This window comes from Moorena sp. SIOASIH, from assembly GCF_010671925.1.
Lineage (GTDB): Bacteria > Cyanobacteriota > Cyanobacteriia > Cyanobacteriales > Coleofasciculaceae > Moorena.
In genome coordinates this window covers 371002-389871 of record NZ_JAAHIH010000005.1, presented here as the reverse complement: position 1 = coordinate 389871, position 18870 = coordinate 371002, and the positions used below count along the sequence as shown (strand labels likewise).

Here is an 18870-nt window from a genome sequence, read left to right as displayed (position 1 = left end):
TTTACCCCCTGAAGGATTTGATAAATTCCCGAATTTGCTTAACCTGAAAGCTAGTTGCTAATTGCTTTAACTCATTGGCAAAAGGCCCAAATTTTTTATCTCTCTGTTCCAGTTCAACCACGGTTTTCTCTATGCCATGGATATTGCCTCTCTTTGCCAATTCAAATAGCTTTTCAATTACCTCAGCTGGTGGAGCCAAAATTTCACCTGTCTCCAGTGATAGATTTTCTGAAGTTATACTTTCTAGGTTATTATTGGGTTCATAAATCCAATTAAGTTTTAAAAATTTTTGTAACTGATTCAAAAGAACATCCATGTTAATTGGCTTAGATAAAAATGCATCAGCTCCAGCCTTTATACTGTTTTCTATGTCAGTTTCAAAGGCACTAGCAGATACAACCATAATCACTACATTTGGCAGTTGCTGTGATTTTCTAATAGCACCGATCATTTCCAATCCATCCATAATTGGCATCACAATGTCTGTCAAAATTAAATCGGGCTTAATTTCTGTTGCTTGCTGATAACCTTCTTGACCATTAGTTGCTTCAAAACAACGAAATCCAATCGACTCTAGTAGGTTAATAAGTAACGAGCGATTGTTGAGATGATCATCCACTATTAGGATGGTTGGAGGCTTCCCTTTAATCCCAACAATATTGCTGCTGTCTACGACTGTTTCTTGTTCGGGCGATTGGGTAGGAGTAGCTAGTTCTAAATCTATCCAAAACCTACTTCCTTCACCTAAAGTACTCTCCACTTTTATTTCACTCCCCATTAGGGAGAGAAGTTTCATACTAATTGCCAATCCCAAGCCAGTGCCTTCTGACTGTTTTTTAGTATCTCCTACCTGCTCAAACGGCAAAAAAATCTTTTTCAATTGTTCTGGAGTCATTCCTACACCAGTATCTTCAATTTGAAACCTGATTGTGTGGGAACGGTCACCATTCAACGGTGAACCGATTAAACTTACTTGAAAGGTCACACTTCCAGTATCAGTAAACTTAATCGCATTACCCAGTAAATTAATTAAAACTTGCCGCAGGCGTTTTTCATCCCCATAAATTCCCACTGGCAGCTGAGGATCGGCATGGTAAATAAACAATATACCTTTTTGTTGGGCACGAATCCGACAAATTTCTACTACGCCCATCAAGAAGGAAGTAAAATGAATATCACTTTTGTGCAGCTCTAGTTTCCGAGCTTCAATTTTGGATAGGTCTAAAATATCATTGATTAAAGTAAGTAAATGGGAGCCACACTGGTGAATAATACCGATGCCATCCAGGTCTGATTTACTTATATTCGAGGAGCGTTTGAGGATTTGAGCGTATCCCAGAATGCCATTGAGGGGAGTGCGCAGTTCATGGCTCATGTTAGCCAAAAATTCGCTTTTTGCCTGGTTAGCCACATCAGCAGCTACTTTGGCTGTTTCTAATTCTTGGGTGCGCTCCCTAACTTTGACCTCCAGAGTGCGAGAATACTCTTGCAATTGCTGGTTAGCTTGTTTCAATTGCCATTGATTGTGGGTATTAGTTCCTAAAATTGCTGATAAACCTAGAGCCATTAATGGGGAAATTACAGGAATCCACCAACCTGTTAAAAAGACTAAATAGCTACCACCGACAATCATGCCCCCTGTAATCAAAATACTCAGAATTAATTTGCTCAGGAGATGTTTTTTTAACCACTTATTATCTGGTAATAGCCAACTGCCTACGGCTCCGATCAACGAACAACAAAAAATCCATAGCCCCTGTGCGTTAACAGACCATATTCGCAGCAGAACTCGTCCATCAAGTGCTGCACTCAACATCTGGCTGGCGATATTAGCATGAATAACAACACCAGGCATTTCCTGAACGGTAGAGCTGAGACTGCTATCATAGGGAGTCGGAAAAATGTCGTTAAGGCTCGGTGCGGTCATACCAATCAAAACAATGCGATTGTACAACTGCTCCGGCGAAATTCTATTGCTGAGAACATCACTGATTGAAACTGTATGGAAGCGCTCTTGGCTGCCACGGTAATTCAACAATATTTGGTAGCCTCCAAGATCTGCACCTTGATAACCAGCATTTTTCTCGGTTAGATTGAAAAATCTTGCTTGACCTAATTGGTAATACTCGCGCCTCCCATCGATTTTTTTGAGATTGATCCCTTTGGCTTGAAGATACATCAAGCTCAATCTAACGCCTAAGGTAGGTATATCCTTACCGGATTCATCTGCTGCTGATATCAAGCTTCGCCTTACTTTACCATCCCCATCTAACACCAAATCTGCTAGAGCAACTTGATCGAGTTTTGCTAAGGTCGGAGGTGGGGCAACTCTTTTATCCCTCACGAGGGACTTCACTCCAATCAAGTTCGGTGTGGACTTCATCACCTCAACGAACTCCTGATAACCAGGTTCCACTGGAAAATCGCGATAAATATCCAGACCAATACCTTGAGGCCGGTATGCTTTAATTTTTTTGATTAACTCAGCTAAAACAGCATCAGAAATCGGCCATCCTCCCAGTTGAGTCAGATCCGATTCATCTATGGTGATAATCACAATGCGATTATCAATGTCTTCAACCGGACGCAGGCGAAAAAATTGATCCAGGGTAGCCCACTCCAGTAACTGGAACCATCCTGCCGTATCCAAAACAGTGACCAGTGCAGCCACAACGGGAGCTATTATCAGTACAAAGCGCCATTGCTTCAAACGCTCTTTAAAGTGAAGCCACATTCCCCTTAGTCAATCTCTAATCTAGGTCAGGTGTTTTCTCTACCAACCTTGGTGATAAGCCTATAGGTGCTTCTATTGGTTGGCAGGATTCCAGGAATAGCATCGACCGGTAGAACTGCTTTTGTGGTGAGTCACTAACCCGTCGATAACTTACCTACAGAATTCCCAGTAAATCCTTACCAAGTAACAGTCTTGGGAAAAAAAGCAAAAAATGGATAAAAATTGACGTTGCCCAATTGTGGAATGATTGAGGCTAATTGGTAATCGGTAATTGCTAACTAACTCAACTATACTTAATTTGATTGAGTTTCTTAGTTGAGCTATTGATACCAAATCCGGTTATGATAGTGTGTAAGCATTCAGCCGTGAGCTAAAAGCTCACCCGTGCGCGTTCAGCCGTCAGCCGTCAGCTTTCCATAACTCAGATTAAACTAATGCTTACCTGTTTGATTCAAAAGCTGTTACCGTAGCTTGTCCATAGTCCATAAGCACCTCAAGTAGCTTGCCCATAGCCCATAAACTGATAGCTGATGGCTGATAGCTGATAGCTTACGATAGTGTAATGATACAAATATTAAAATCCTCTCTAGGCAATGACTTTGATTGTTTTGAATAGAGTCTCAGTAAAGCGGATTTGGTATGACAGGATAGGAGGCAATCAATTCCCTAAGTTATTTTAAGCCCAATCTTGAACCCCTAGTTTTAAACCAGGGGTTCAAGAAGCGAGATTTTTTGGAGTTATCACAAATCAGCCGCCAACTAACCCCTTGAGCCCCATAGGGGTAAATCCTGGCAAAGCAAGGATTGCAGGATAAGAGTTGATGGCCTGATGTTCAGTTATTTATATAGTTTATTTATTGAGCAACGGCTGGTTAGCGATCGCATTTAGTCCTACTGATTGTAAGAGTTCTTCCCAATGGGAGCGATAGACTGAATTGCTTGGTTCAGCTCGCCTTAAATCAGCGAGGGTAGAGACACTATCGACCCAAATCCCTGATTCAGCAAACAATGAGGCTTTCTCCAGTGAGGCTTTTAATGTGTGCTGATTCATCAAGGTAGAATTGGCTTCAACTCGACGAATCCATCCAGTTACCTCAGGACTATCTGGTTCTAAATACTCCCCACAAATCATCACCAAAGACCACTGGTAATTCTTACCGACCTTTAGTGGTGGAGCCTCAGGTGGTAATTGAACCGCCATCACACCTGGCTGATTAGGCAGACGTAAAAAGGTCTGGTAATGATGGTTTCGCTGTTCATCCTCGAAACTTAAAAAAGCTTGTTTAGCTGAAGTCTGAGGAACATATACCAGCAAAGTTGGACGTTTTGCTACCGTTAAGCCCAAATTAGTGGCTGGCATCAGCGGTGTGACTGATGAAGTGGTGGTTTTAGAGTCAGAGAAACAAATATCTTCACCCCGGGAAGCTCCTCCCCTTGCTCTCTCCGGTCTTGGATTCTGCGTATTTCTGAATCCGATCGCCTGAGTTGGCAAACTGTGGATGAGATTCATTCCTAGGAATAGTAAGGTAAAACAAAGTGGTAATCTCACGGCTAATTTGTTTGATTTCATAAAATTTTTCCTATTGCTGCAGGACTTTCTTTATGATCATGCTGGGCACAGAAAGCAAAGCAGATATAGCAGAAGTCAGAAGTCAGAAGTCAGAAGTCAGAAGTCATACTATTGCGCTTACTTAGGTTTGAGACTTTTGTCATGTCCGCGCCTGCCCTGGCGACTGCTATAATTTGCTGCTTTCTAATTTTTCGTTTGAGGGTTGCTAGAAATTTCAATATAAACGCCTAATGTTTGCGTTCATGTTTGTTTTATGTTTTATTTCTAGTATGTTTTATGCCCAATTGTACTCTAATAATGTGTTTGAAAAGTTCTTCGATTAGAGATAGAGCAATTACAACCAATTTCCCACTAACACAAAGGGAGCCCAGTAGACAGGATGGTTGTATTCCCCTTTCAATAGCGCTAACTGAGCACGGCGCAAGGCTTCAGCTTTAGTTACACCTGCTTGAGCCAGATACTTGTAAAATTCAGCCATCAGCTGAGCAGTTGATTCATCCCTTACTGCCCATAGGGTGGCTAAGGTACTCCGTGCTCCCGAACGTACTGCTACTCCAGCTAACCCCAAGACAGCACGATTATCCCCTCTAGCAGTTTGGCAAGCACTGAGTACCAATAATTCAATGGGATTAGTGTCTTGTCTTTCTCTTGAGCGCAGTAGTGAATTGAATTGCCGGACATTAATTCGATCGTTCCAGGCTAAAACAAACGTCTCATCGGCAGTACTACTAAACTGACCGTGGGTTGCCAAATGTAATACTGGGAAAGGTTGTGCATCAACAGCGTTTTGGAGGTTGCTATCAGTAAACTCCTGATTCAAAAGCACTGTTGTGGAAATTTTTGAGGAAATCTGTTCTAATTCTCGCTTTACTGCTGGCAACGGCTTAAAACCTTGGCGACCCTCACTCAGCCCAGCAGTTATCGCTTGGATCTGGTTTGATTCAAGGGAACGTGGATCTAAAAGCTGTAATCCTGGACTTAGAGCTATGCTATATTTCTCGATCAGATACTGTTGACCATCATAGAGAGCGGACATGGGTAAATTCCGCAAAGAACCATCTAGCACAAATACTAGAGTGGTGATGCCGTAGTCTTCTAACTCAGATTCTGCAGGTCTAATCAGCCAATCATAACCTTGCTGATAGAGCTTGAGACGTGCTCGCTCAGAAAAAGCTCTATTCAAAGATTGTCGCATCCGTCGGAGGAACTGCTCCAGCTCTGCTTGAGGTATATAAGTTTGGTAGTGACGGAGCGCTTGTCCTGGCACAGAAACAATAACCTCTAACCGTTCTGGCAAAATAATAGGATAAATAACTGCCGCTTTCTGGTCAATCTGGTCGATCTGCCTCGGTTGACCTTTTAAACAGGCTTCCTGGAAAAAGTTCTCTAATTCGGCTAATTGCAGCGATTCAATAACTTGCATCGCCTTTTTCAGGTGGTCTTGACTAATTTCTCCTGACCCTTTTGCCCGGGATACCACTCCTGGCTCAGGGGTGGTGACAGAGGGTTGCAGTAGTAATTCGACTAGCTGTCGATAGATTGGTTCAACAGTTTCAGTGAAAGAAAATTGGACATCTCGATTGATAGCGACTAAGTCTCTGCGCAGTGACTGGAGAGTTTTGACCGCTGAATCGTAAGCTGCGATCGCTTCATTGATATCCCCCTGCTGTTTGTGCAGCCTCCCCAGTTGCCAAGCTGCACGAGCGGCAATATCTGAAGCATGATTACCTTGGGCAATCTGTAGAGCATTCTCTGTTAACCTCAAAGCCTCGGACCACTGCTGGGTTTGTTCATACAATGAACCTAACTGAGTCATGGCATAAGCTTGAGCTGTTGGATCCCCCAATTCCATGGCTTGTTGCACTGCTCGTGCCAGAATTTTTGCGGCTTTTTGGATGGGTATAGGCACCCCTTGTGACTGTCTAGTGGAAGCAGCTGCCAACTTTGACAAGCTCTCAGCAAAGTTGACTGCAGCGTAGACTGTGGTTCGACTGGGGGGCTGCTGAGCTAGATTAGATTCAATGGCAGGCAATAGTGCGATCGCTTTCTTGTGCTGGTCTAGTTCTAGATAAAGGCTGAGTTGGTTGAGTTGGGCTTCAGTTTTAATTTGTGGGCTAGTTGCTTTTGTGACCACTTGTTGGTAATAATTCAAGGCGGTTTCCGGCTCTTGTAAGTTCCTGGAAGTATTTCCCAAGCTGAAAAGAATGTCACTGGTATCCGTGGGAGAATCTAACTTCTGGGCAATTGCCAAACTTTGCTCTAAAATTTTCCTGGATTCTTGTACATCTCCCACTACTTGCAAAGCCACTCCCAAACTCCGCAATCCCTTGACTTTAAGCAGGGAATCATCTTGAGCTTGGAGCTTTTCATTGACAGCTTCTAAGAGTTTTCGCGATCGCCTGTAGAAGCCCATAGTTTGCAGGGCTTGAGCCTGGTTAATCTGGCTACCCAATATGCCAACCTCATCCCCTAAAGATTGATAGGTAGCTTCTGAGTGTTGCCAACTTTCCAGAGCAGATTCCGTTTGTCCCATAGCATTTCTGAGACTTCCCTGAATAGTCAGCGCTTGAGCCAAAATTGACCCTTGCTGCCTAAGTTCTGGACGCTGCAAAATCTTCAAACTTTGGTCAATAGCACTCTGGGCTTGCTCCCATTTTCCCAATCGTTGGTCAGCTAAGGACAGATAGCTCAAGCTCAAAGCTTGTCCCACTTCATCACCTTGTTGCTCAAAACCAACAGCTGCCTGTTGCCAGACCGCAGCCGCCTCAGCAAATCGTCCGGCTTCATAGAGAGTTTTACCTTGCTCTAGCAACTCTGAACCATGGTCGGCGGGTTCTAGCACAAGGGTTTGGGGATTAGAAATAGCACTAACGAGTTCCTGGTTTCCACCGACCTTTGCTGTACTCCCCAGTACCCAATCATCAGGATGGGCTACAGCAGGAACTACCATAGTCACTATCAAAAAGGTTAGTAATCCTAACCAGATAGTAGAGTGAATAGATTTGGGAAGCTTAGGTAGCTTGCTCATCATCTATATCGAATAACTACCAGCACATGTTCTTGGGCTCGCATAAATTTCTGTCATCTTAGTTATTAATGAGTTATTTTTAATTGATTATTTTTAATTCGCTGAATATTAGCCATGACCGGAACATACTCTTCCCCAATATGGGAGCTAATCGGGATTAGTTCTATAGTTCCCACTTTTCTAGGCAAGAGCGTCAACCAACAAACTGTTTAAAAATTCGGTTCGATTACCCATTACCTATCACCAATTGGGTTAACGGGGGTATTAAACCCTGATTGGGTATGGCTATAGATGCTTCATCAACAGCTTTTGTGATAATATAGGGCTATATGGCGATTGGGGCTGTGGCTCAGCTGGATAGAGCAAGCGCCTCCTGAAAAATCGGGCACCATGGAAGAAATTCCGTGAGTGAATGTGGTCAAATTCGGTGAAACCTAAGGGGTATTTAGCTTATTCAGTACTCTAAGGCAATACCGAGCCAAGCCTGAATCTGTGTGCGAGTCATCGTCGAGGTTAAATGCAGGAAGGTGGAGAGACTAGACGGCCACCACCTAAGGGGTATTAACCTTAAGAGGTATTAACCTAGGGTGAAGGTATAGTCCAGAGAGTGGGGAAACTCACACCAATCTGAAGCGCTAGGTCGCCGGTTCGAATCCGGCCAGTCCCGTTGGTAAGCTGTTAGCTATTAGGTAAGTTAACTACTGAAATAACTACTGCAACACGGAAGATTAGCGGGAGCGTGGTAGCCCGGTGATTTTAATCCGGGGAGGAAACGCGACACGAGCAGCTAATCGCGGCCTTATAAAAAGGTGTATAATGATGAAGTGAGTAAGGGCAAACGCCTACGTGATGAAGCGATTCTAGTACCGGAGAAATACCGACCCTCAACGATTACATTGCGCTAATCCTCTTGTGAACGGGTAAATAATTGCAGATCGCAGAGCGTATCGAACTGGCTGAGTGGTAGTACCGTCGAAAGCATGATTTTAAAAAAAAGTAGCGGGAACTGTCGGGATTAAACTGACTGACAGAACTCAGTAGGGGCGCTTTGACTACGCCTGTAAGAGTTTGCTTGCGGACTCTTAACGAATCCCCGTGTCTAATTACCGGGGAGAGGTCAATTCTTCTAATTGGTGCTGCTCCCAAAGAAAGCAATAAATACCGGGTTGTTGTAGAAGTTCACCATGAGAACCAGTTTGGACAATTTCCCCTGCGTCCATTACCAAAATCCGGTCAGCCTTGGCCGCAGCTGAAAGTTGATGGGAGATAAAAATTACAGTTTTGCGCTGGACTCCTTCCGAGAGATTGTCCAGAATTTCGGTTGCTGTCTGATTATCCACACTGGAAAGGGCATCATCAAGAATCAGCACTGGTGCATCCATCAGCAGAGCTCTAGCTAAAGCAGTACGTTGTCGCTGCCCCCCAGACAGGGTTATTCCCCTTTCCCCAACAATTGTTTCGTACTGCTGGGGGAAATTCATAATTTCCGGGTGAATTTGGGATTGCGAAGCTGCGTATTCTACCTCTGAGTGTTCGCTGATTGGTATACCGTAGCAGATATTGTTTTTAATGCTAGTGCTGAACAAGAAGCTGTCTTGAGGAACATATGCGATCGCATTCCGCAAGTTCTGCAAGGGCAGCTTAGTAGTATCATATCCATCCAAAAACAGTTGACTAGCTTGAATATCCAGCAAACGAGGCAAGGCATTAGCCAGGGTAGATTTTCCAGAACCAATGGCTCCCACAATCGCTACTGTCTCACCTGCATTAATCGTGAAGCTAACATTTTTCAGGGCAGGAGTTTGGCTGCCGGGGTAAGTGTAACTCAAGTTTACAGCCTTGAGCTGACCCCTTACTGGCGTTGGCAGGCTAACCGAATCTGGGGCATTTTTAATGCGAGGCTGAGCCAAGAGAATCGACTCAATACGATCAATACTCACTTCACCACGTTGATAAGCAGTGATGGTAAACCCTAGCAGTGCTGTGGGGAAGACTAAACGTTCAGTGTAAATAATCAGCGCCACAAAGTCACCAATACTGATAGCACCGGACTCAATGGAACCAGGACCAATGCTTAACAGCACCAGTAAGCTGAGGTAGGTAAGAGCCTCAATTATTGGAAACAGAAAGTTTCGTGTTCTTGCCAAATTGAGATTTGCTCCCAAAAGCTGCTGATTGAGCTGATGGAAGGCACGACGCTCGTTTTCTTCCTGAGCGTATATTTTAATCATGGCGATACCACTCATATCTTCCTGAATCAGCTCACTGAGGTTAGAAAGTTTCTCCTGGACTACTTGTTGTTGGCTGCGCAGTTTCTCACTAAATAGCTTGACAATGATCAACATCAACGGATAAACCGCCAGCGCTAAGAACGTCAACCACGGATCAATGGCAATCATAACCGGCAGAGTCAAACCGTAGGCAAACACCGTATTCGCCAGACTCAAAACTGCAAACCCCAATAGACGCCGAATATTATCCACATCACTGGTGGCTCGGTTAATCAAATCACCTATGGTGTTCTGAGAAAAATAGGCTGGTTCCAATGTCAGCAAATGCTGAAAAATCCGCTGCTTTAGGTCAAATTCCACTTTGCGCCCCACCCCAAACAATAGAATGCGCGAAGCCATCCGAATCCCCCACATCAATGAGGTGAGTATCAAAATAAGCAGCACAAAGCTCCAGACTTGGTTGAAGCTCAAGGTTTGACTCAACTGGTCAATAGTATCCCTGATCAGTAAGGGGATATAAACACCAAGTCCATTGACAATAAGGAGGGCAAAAATACCTAGGGCTGACTGTCGCCAGTATGGGCGCAGGTAAAGCAGCAGTTTTTTTAGACGGGAATTCAGCATGTTACAATACTATACAATTCCAGTCATGGTTACAATACTATACAATTACCCTCCTCTAGGCTTAACCTTTCACCAAAAATCGGGGAGTAATTACCCTCAAGGTAACCGCAGATCAGGATAAATCATCGACCCTTACTGAAGGTGAGAGCCGAGGGTGGTATCGGTTTACTTCCGATCAAACCATAAACCCACACTATACCCGATTGGGTTGATGTGGGTCGTTAAAATAAGGTCTATATTTCAAGAAACATCTCTTGCGGTCGGCGATTCAACTTCTGTGCCAGTAACTCGTCCTCCTCGTAGTTGGAAGTAAATATTGCTAAAGAAGGTGTTAATTACCCCGGTAGTCTGCTCAAGGGCTCCTATAGAAGGGATAAAAGCTTGGATGCCAATGGTTTGATTGGGTGGAACAAGTTGAGCCAACACAGCGTCCCTAGGGAAAGGACTAGCATTAGTAGTAAGCTGAATTGATTCTCCATTGGGAACAAAAGCAGTGAGGGTTTCCTCCTGCCACCCAATTGTTTTCGCCATTTGAACCTGAGGTTGGTCTTGAACGACTCCAGTCCCAAGAAGTTGATCCAGCCGATTAGATAGAAAAGGGGTGCTGGCGACAAGCAATACAAAAAATCCCGTCCAAATCAAGGTAGGTCCTGGGTTAGAGATATTGTCACCTTTAATTCGCATTGCTCCTAGGAACCACAGCACAAGTGCTAAGCCCAATGGTTGAAAGGGAAGTGAGAGAATTGTCCATATCGGTGAAACCAGGGCATTGGTTGGGGTGAAAAACAGCAGGACAATGATGGCAAAAACCAAAAAACCCCCAAGCCAGGTGAAATACTGTTTAGGGATGATTTCGAGCAGCAGCTTGGCGAGCAAAAATCCAAGCACTACCCATAGCAGGACTAGAAATAGTAGTTGCATAAGTGAATACCATTGTAAGTTTTTGACCGTTAGCTGTTTGTTGTGGAAGTTTGATCCGACAACTCAACGTCCTATCCGGCTAGTCGTATTCGGCTAATTGATAAACTGTGGTAATTTGATAGGCATACATCCCTCAAATTGGCGGGACATGCTCAGTTTGAGGAATCTCTCAACAGGTAAATCACCCCAGTCTGAATTGCCTTAACACCGGCATTATACTTGCCATTGGCTGAAAAGCGTCACTTTGAAATTGGTGTGAGTGGGATCAAACTAGGAAACGTTTTCTGTCAAAGGGGTTGAAATTTGGCTAGTTCAACCAATAATCATAGAATACTCTTGGCGAATTAAGAGGGGATATTTGGATCTAACCCCATTTAATAGCAGACTAGGCCAGACTTCATACTCCATGCCTGTTTGCCTCGCGCCGATCTTGATGGCCGATCTTGATGGCCGATATTCTATTTTGGATTGAAAACGTTGCCGGTGGATAAACCAGCTCAAATGGGAAACACTTCATACAACACGACTCCTACCATACAAGAGTCTCTGACGGTGGAAAACCGCATCAGTCGTTTGGAATTAATTGTTGGACAAATCGGAGAGGCAGTACTTGCAACTACCGAAACCATAGACCGTCTGGCTGACCGGGTCGATAACTTTGTCATTCAAGTGCAAAACCAAGGGCAGCAAGTTCAACAACAAGGCTACCAGCTTTTTGCTCTAAGTGATGCGGTGCAAACCTTGGCAGAAAGTCAAAATGAGTCTCTAAAACAGCTTGAGCAAGTCACACAAACCTTGCAACAGCTTGCTGCAGCGATTGAAGCAGGGGAACACTGACCTTCCCGTGCCTTGAGTTACGCACCAAGCTTGTCGATTGAGACTGGGTATGGGGTGTGGAAAAGATCGGGTGTGGGCAAACGGGTGTAGGCGAACGGGTGTGGGATAACAAGAAGGCTAACCTCCTTTTGGACCATACTTTCACTTGTCAAAACCGCTCAAAACTTTTGGGGATTATTTACAGGTTTATTGAGAATAAATTGCTCCAAAGCATTCCCAGGAAACTAAGAAATCTCGTTCAGTTATTTGAACCGGTTAAAATTATGGGTCAATTAGGACTTACGCAGCAACTCAACTTGTTGGGTCTCGCTCCAAACCCTACACCATAAGCACGTTTGTTGCCCAGTTTTGGGTAAGTCCTGTCAAGGTCAGCCTACACCCACGCGCTCACCCTATCCTGACTCTGAACGCCGTGGATTGAAGAGTGGAGTGTTGTGGAATTAAAGGTAAAGCTTTTCAGCATGGTAAAAATATGCTACCAAAACGAGAGTACCCAAAACTGATTAGGAGAGCATTAATGCATTTTCCAACGCGGTACTTCCTCCTTGTTCCGGTGAGTGTACTCATGAGCTTATTGACCGTTAGCTGTAGTGGCAAAAAAGTTGAATGTCAGAAGATTATTGAAGTGGCGAACCAGGCAGTTGAAGAAGCTAAAACCCTGACTAATGGTGGAGAATCAAGCGATCCCGAGGCAATGCTCCAGGCAGCTGATGCTATGGAGGGGGCATCTCAAGAGATGGAATCGATAATAGTTAAGGACGAACAGCTCCAAGACTATCAAGCTGGTTTTATTAAGATGTATCGCAATACCAGCAAGGCGACTCGCGACTTTGTAGAGGCTTTTAAGAAGCAAGACCGCTCAGCTGCGGAGGAAGCCTTGAGCAATTTGCAGAAAGCCACCACCCCAGAACCAAAATTAGTGGCGGATATTAATACCTACTGCTCAGCTAACTAGGGGGTTGAAACAGTTAATAAAACCCTATTATTACCTCGACCTCTGTATTGCCAGACAGGTTGTTTAGATGTCTTGTGGCGAGCTGACTGCGCTATAGAATCGCCGTCTAGAGCGCAGCTGAAAAACCCTATATTTTTATATCCTGGTTAGGCAATACCCAAAATACCGTTCAAGTATATGGTATGTTTCGTTTCTCAAGTACTGCTAGTAGTATATGTGAAGTACCCGAACTTGCTTCGCGAACAGCGGAGCAAGGACGGTCTTATTCGTCTTTAGGATTTCCCGCGCGCGTCCCCGATGCCACGTTGGGTACTCCCTAAGAATAGAAAGTCCAGAACTGAATCTGGTGATGGTCGTTGACGAGGCGTCCACAGGCAGTCGCCCGTCTGACCCAGGCAATAATTCTTTTTGCCCCTTGGTTTTCGGCGTTTGTAACGGTCGTGCCAGTTGATTTATGTCTAAATGACATCTTGCGCTTGCCTTTTCTGCACGCTGTTGCGAACGGTGGTCGAGTTCGTTTACGCGCTTTGACTACATCTCTATTCCACCTAGCTCGACTATCATCAGCCCATGCCTAACCATGTAGACCTAAGCCAGTTATATTCATATTAGCATATAATCAACTATTTGGCTATCCATCCCCACCGTCAAAGTTGGATGGGGAATTCCGCCATTTTTGTTAAACAATCTGCCTTTGAGATCTAAATGAAATATGCCTTGGTTCATGAGTGGTTGACTCCCAAAGCAACTGGTGGCTCAGAACTGGTAGTTCAAGAAATACTCAAACACATTGATGCCGACCTGTACGCCCTGATTGATTTTGAATCAACCAATCCCGAGAGTTATCTATATCAGCGTTCTATTGGCACAACCTTCCTACAGAACTTACCCTTAGCTCGTAACGGAGTTCAGAAATATCTGCCGCTGCTACCCTTAGCGATTGAACAGCTAGAACTAGGGGAGTATGATGTTATTCTCTCCTCTTCCCATGCTGTTGCTAAGGGTGTCCTTACTAGTCCCCAACAACTGCACATCTGCTACTGCCATACCCCCATGCGTTATGCCTGGGACTTGACATTTGATTATTTGCGCAGTAGTTCTATGGGACAGGGTCTTCCAGGATTGATCACTCGCTATCTGCTTCATCGGTTACGTCAGTGGGACGTGATTACAGCAAATCGGGTGGATTACTTTATTGCCAACTCTCATCACACAGCACGGCGGATCTGGCGCTGCTATCGGCGTAGGGCTGAAGTGATTTACCCACCTGTTAATATTGAACGTTTTCCTTTCCAGGAAGAAAAAGAAGATTTTTATCTGACCGTTTCCCGGATAGTCAGTTACAAACAAGTATCTTTAATTGTTCAAGCTTTTAATCAACTGGGATACCCTCTAGTGGTGATTGGTGATGGCTCAGATTTAGCAGGGATTCGCAACTTGGCTCACAAGAATGTAAAATTTATGGGATTTCAACCCAATCAGGTGGTTGAGCAGTATATGGCTAAAGCTAAAGGGTTTGTCTATGCTGCTTGTGAGGATTTCGGCATTGCCCTGGTGGAAGCCCAAGCTTGTGGTACGCCGGTGATTGCCTATGGTGCTGGTGGGGCACTAGAAACAGTTCTAGATATTCGGCAACATTTAGACAGTGGTACAGGTCTATTGTTTCCAGAGCAAAGCTCAGGGGCTTTGATTGAAGCCATGGAAACCTTTGAGACCTTGGCAGGAAAGTTTAATCGGGAAGCGAGCCGGTTAAACGCTGCCAAATTTGCCCCCAACATTTTTGCTGATCGCTACCTGACATTTTTGGAAAACTGTTATCAGGACTACCAGTTTTAATTTCTCTGGTAAAAAATTAAATATCCTAGCTGGCTATGGGCTATAGCGAGTGTCTCGTAGCTTTATGATTATGACGTGTGGTGTGAATTGAAGGAGTGAGATGACTGCCGAAAGCCAACTTAACTCCGTCAAGATATTGCGAGCATTCGTGAAGCGAGGTTTTCAGCCCCTCGTTTCACGTCGTAGACACAAGAATCTGACTCGCTATCGCTTAGACGGAAATTTTGCCAAGCGACTGTTTGATGTGACCTTTTCCCTATCAGTTCTGATTTCGTTTTTTCCCGTTTACCTGCTACTGGCATTGCTAATTGTGATCAGCTCACCTGGACCAATTTTTTATGTTCAGGAGCGGGTGGGTAAAGACTACAAACCTTTTGCTTGCCTGAAATTCAGAACTATGGTGGAAAATGCCGACGAAATGTTGTTAGAGATGATTGAAAAATCCCCTCAGATACGGGAGGAATTTCAGGATAATTACAAGCTCAAGGATGATCCTCGAATTACTGGAATTGGAAAATTTCTACGGCTGACTAGCTTAGATGAGTTTCCTCAGTTCTGGAATGTACTCAACGGACAGATGAGTGTGGTTGGTCCAAGACCGTTAGTGCCAGAGGAATTGCCCAAATACGGGCGTCACATGGATAAAGTCTTGACAATTCGACCCGGAATTACTGGCTTATGGCAGGTTTCTGGACGCAATGACATACCTTACCACCGCCGTGTGCAAATTGATGTTTACTATGTCAGTTTCCGTAATTTTTGGCTCGATTTATGGATCATCGTGAAAACCATTGGTGTTGTTATTTTTCCCAAAAATAACGGTGCTTACTAGAGGTAACTGGTGCCTGCTATAGGAGAGATTAGGTAATGGGAGAGATTAGGTAATGGGTAATGGGTAATGGGTAATAAGCCCAGTTGCCAATTACCCATTACTGATACCAAGTTGCTCTCAAACCTATTATTTAACCTATTATTTATTGCTTAAGGGCTCAATTGAACGGAATTGGTAGATGGGAGTGAACAAGCTCCTATCTACTACTTATAAATGCAACTCGGTATGATTACCCACTATCAGCATAGTTTGTTGATATGATCGCCCTATCAAACCGGAGGGAAGATCAGATGAACAAAGCAGAACTACGCCGATCCCTGCTTCAAAAGCGCCAGTCTATGTCTGTAGAAGAATGGCGGCAAAAAAGCGATCGCATCTGTACCCATCTGCAATCCTCAGCCCTAGTTACCCAGTCACAAACAGTCTTAGCCTATTTCAGTTTTCGACAAGAACCAGATCTAAGTCCCCTATTTACAGACACTAAGCACTGCTGGGGACTACCGAGATGTGTGGGAAAATCTCTCTTCTGGCATAGCTGGAAGGCGGGCGAACCCTTGCAAAAAGGAAATTATGGTATTTTAGAACCCAAACCTAATGCTACGACCCTAGAGCCAAAGGATGTGAATTTAATCCTTGTACCCGCTGTGGCTTGTGACCAGCGGGGATATCGTTTGGGCTACGGTGGTGGTTTCTATGACCGACTGCTGAATTCACCGGAGTGGGATTCTATTCCTACCATCGGCATTGTATTTGAATTTGCCTATATACCTGAACTACCCATTGATGAGTGGGACAAAGGCTTGCACAGTGTTTGTACAGAAACAGGATTCAAGAGGGTGGAACAGATCTGAAATTCCTTGTTCGATACTGTTTCATACTCTTGCTGTACAAAGACTTGAGACTTCATACTTCATTTAGCAGACGACTGGCAATTAAGTGCTCCCTTTGGATAAGCAATACGTTGGTGATTATATTGTTGCCAAACTTTGATGAACACTTGTGCAATTTTTGATAAATCCTGCCGGGTTAGCCCAGAATCGACTAATTGGTTGTCCTGCCAGCGAGCTTTGAGAATTTTATTGACCACCGTAAGAGCAGTTTCCGGAGTGACCTCTTTGAGTGAGCGTAGCGCCGCTTCACAGGCATCAGCTAACATAACTACACCAGTTTCCTGGGACTGGGGAATTGGACCGTCATAACGAAAATATGACTCGTCCACAGACCCAGTACCTTCGAGTTGGGCTTTTTGCTGAGCCTGGAAATAAAAATAGGAAATCAGCAATTTCCCCTGATGCTCTGGGATAAAGTCCCGCACTGCCTTGGGTAACTGGTGCTTACGAGCCATAACCAGTCCTTCGGTAACGTGCTTTTTGATAATTTCAGCACTCTTGAAAGGATCATTAATCTGATCATGCTTGTTCGGACCACCCATTTGATTTTCTATAAACCCTAACGGATCGTGCATTTTACCAATGTCATGGTAGAGCGTACCTGCCCGAACCAGTTCCACATTACAGCGGAGTTCTTGAGCCGCTGCTTCTGCCAAAGAAGCAACAAACAGAGTATGTTGAAACGTTCCAGGTGCCTCAGTAGCTAGACGCTTGAGCAGGGGACGGTTGGGATTAGACAATTCTGCCAGACGAATCGGTGTCACCAGGTCAAACAAACGTTCCAGGTAAGGTGATAGCCCCAGGGCGACAATACTCCAAGCTAAGCCAGACAAACCGAATAACAAGGCTCCTGGGAGAACTGCAGACCAAATTGTACTGGCAGTAGCACTAATAATCAGATTGATAATTAGGGAAACGACACCTTGAGTTAAGCCCACCCCAACTCCGAGCAAAGCCAATTCCTCTCGCGATCGCATTCGTCCTGCCATCAAGGCACCCAGTAAACCCCCAGCAACATTTGCGAGTGCTTGTTCCCCAGTGACTTCCATACTAAAGGTCACTAAGCCTGTTAGTAAACCCACCACGGTCACGCCCATCGTAGACCCATAAAAGTTCCCTACTAACAAACCAATAGCAGGCATAGTGTAGGAGAAGGGACTCTTGAAGAGTATTGATATTGGCATACTCAGGGTCAGTAGCAATACCAAAATGTAGTCCCGCCGTCTCCATTTCGGGTGAACTCGCCGTTGCACTAAGGCAAAGATGCCCACCGTAGTAGTAACCAAACCACCAAATCCCATCAAACCCAGCCAGTTAATTCCTCGACGGCTTAAGTCGAAATAATCGAGTAGTACAAAGTCTGTTTGAGTGATGGTTTCACCTTCGGTTACAATCACATCTCCTTGCCGCACTGAAACCATCATTGGTTCCACTTTTTCTGCTGCCTGTTCTGCTATGAGCTTGGTTAATTCTTTATTTTCGATCAAGTTGGGTTCTAAAACTCTGACTAGTAAATACTTGGCTAGTGGTTGAGCTTCCTGGGGCATAAGGCTAATCAAGTTTACCTTCACCGCCTTTTGGATCAGATTTTGTGGTAATCCTGGAACAATGCCTTGGGTCAGGATGCGACTAGCAGCCTGCTTAATGACTATGCGGGTTTTCTGCCAATCTTGATCTGATAGATCCAGTACGGAAACATCATCTAGGCTACTAAATTCAGGACTAAGGTATTCTGAGAGCTCAGGCAACACCTGAGCGTACTGTTGGCGAGCAGCAGATATTGACTCAATCAGAGCTGAGAACTCTTGTTCAGAAGACTGTTGACGGTAGCTTTGCAGTTCACTTACTGCCTGAACAAAAGCTACATTTAATGAATTTTCTGCGGGAGTCGGTAGTTTGGCTTCAGAATCAAACCCGTTGACATGGTTATCGATATCTGAAAATGCCAAGATAGCCCGCCATTCCCATTCCTTACTTTGGCGCAGATACCGCTGGGTGGGGATGGATAGTACATCAGTCTTGACAAAAGGAAAAACACCGCTCTTAGTTCGCAGTTCTTCCACAGCGTCCAGAGACTTCTCAAGATTTTGAGAAATTCTTTCTGTAACAGATTGGTCAATCATCAAGACTGGTTGAGCACCTCTTTGAGCTTCTTTGCGTCTCTCAGCCGTCGTCTTAGAGTCCTCAACCAGAGCATCAAATGGTGCCCTGACTGTCTGTGGTGCTACTGTGTCTACATCTAGCTGTGGCTGATTGTAAAAGCGCCCTCCCATAACACTGGTCAGGGAAACCACTGCTAAAGTCCACATTACAGGTAGAGTAATTTTCTGTTGAAGTTGGTGCTGGCCCGGGCCCCAATCTTTTCCTGAAGTTAGGCTAGTCGAAGTGCCTTCACAATGCGTTGGAGACTCT

12 protein-coding genes are annotated in these 18870 nt (G+C 44.6%); 6 read left to right on the top strand and 6 right to left on the bottom strand.

Going from position 1 to position 18870, the window contains the following annotated elements; translation table 11 throughout:
• Window position 1 precedes the first annotated feature (1 nt).
• The 5 genes from F6J90_RS28785 to F6J90_RS28765 all read right to left on the bottom strand — a co-directional run bounded on the left by F6J90_RS28785 (window position 2) and on the right by F6J90_RS28765 (window position 11108).
• Window positions 2-2671, bottom strand: coding sequence for a CHASE2 domain-containing protein (locus tag F6J90_RS28785; protein WP_293101575.1), 2670 nt, complete (start codon window positions 2669-2671; stop codon window positions 2-4).
• Between the two features lie 913 nt (window positions 2672-3584).
• Window positions 3585-4304, bottom strand: a complete 720-nt coding sequence (locus tag F6J90_RS28780) for a DUF928 domain-containing protein (RefSeq protein WP_293101573.1) — start codon at window positions 4302-4304, stop codon at window positions 3585-3587.
• 334 nt (window positions 4305-4638) lie between these two features.
• Complete coding sequence (locus F6J90_RS28775) at window positions 4639-7335, bottom strand: CHAT domain-containing protein (protein WP_293101570.1); 2697 nt, start codon at window positions 7333-7335, stop codon at window positions 4639-4641.
• A gap of 1100 nt (window positions 7336-8435) precedes the next feature.
• A complete protein-coding gene (locus F6J90_RS28770) occupies window positions 8436-10187 on the bottom strand; it encodes an ABC transporter ATP-binding protein (protein WP_293101567.1) in 1752 nt (583 codons plus the stop codon).
• A 240-nt stretch (window positions 10188-10427) separates the two neighbouring features.
• Window positions 10428-11108 carry a hypothetical protein gene (locus tag F6J90_RS28765; RefSeq protein ID WP_293101564.1) on the bottom strand — a complete coding sequence of 227 codons (681 nt, stop codon included), beginning with the start codon at window positions 11106-11108 and terminating at the stop codon, window positions 10428-10430.
• A gap of 501 nt (window positions 11109-11609) precedes the next feature.
• On the opposite strand from F6J90_RS28765, the gene F6J90_RS28760 reads away from it, so the two are divergent.
• The 6 genes from F6J90_RS28760 (at window position 11610) to F6J90_RS28735 (ending at window position 16419) form a co-directional block, all read left to right on the top strand.
• Window positions 11610-11945, top strand: coding sequence for a hypothetical protein (locus F6J90_RS28760; protein WP_293101561.1), 336 nt, complete (start codon window positions 11610-11612; stop codon window positions 11943-11945).
• Between the two features lie 517 nt (window positions 11946-12462).
• Window positions 12463-12900 (top strand): hypothetical protein, encoded by a 438-nt coding sequence (locus F6J90_RS28755; RefSeq protein ID WP_293101558.1) that lies wholly within the window; start codon window positions 12463-12465, stop codon window positions 12898-12900.
• 356 nt (window positions 12901-13256) lie between these two features.
• The gene (locus tag F6J90_RS28750) at window positions 13257-13478 is read left to right on the top strand and encodes a hypothetical protein (protein ID WP_293101555.1); all 222 of its coding nucleotides are present in this window, start codon (window positions 13257-13259) and stop codon (window positions 13476-13478) included.
• Window positions 13479-13605: 127 nt separating this feature from the next.
• A complete protein-coding gene (locus F6J90_RS28745) occupies window positions 13606-14736 on the top strand; it encodes a glycosyltransferase (protein ID WP_293101553.1) in 1131 nt (376 codons plus the stop codon).
• A 100-nt stretch (window positions 14737-14836) separates the two neighbouring features.
• Complete coding sequence (locus F6J90_RS28740; RefSeq protein ID WP_008177920.1) at window positions 14837-15568, top strand: sugar transferase; 732 nt, start codon at window positions 14837-14839, stop codon at window positions 15566-15568.
• A 290-nt stretch (window positions 15569-15858) separates the two neighbouring features.
• Window positions 15859-16419: a 5-formyltetrahydrofolate cyclo-ligase gene (locus F6J90_RS28735; protein WP_293101549.1), complete on the top strand. Its 561-nt coding sequence runs from the start codon at window positions 15859-15861 to the stop codon at window positions 16417-16419.
• 59 nt (window positions 16420-16478) lie between these two features.
• Here the strand turns inward: F6J90_RS28735 and F6J90_RS28730 are convergent, their stop codons facing one another.
• Entirely contained in the window at window positions 16479-18767 is a 2289-nt protein-coding gene (locus tag F6J90_RS28730; RefSeq protein WP_293101547.1) for an HD family phosphohydrolase, read from the bottom strand.
• Window positions 18768-18870 lie beyond the last annotated feature (103 nt).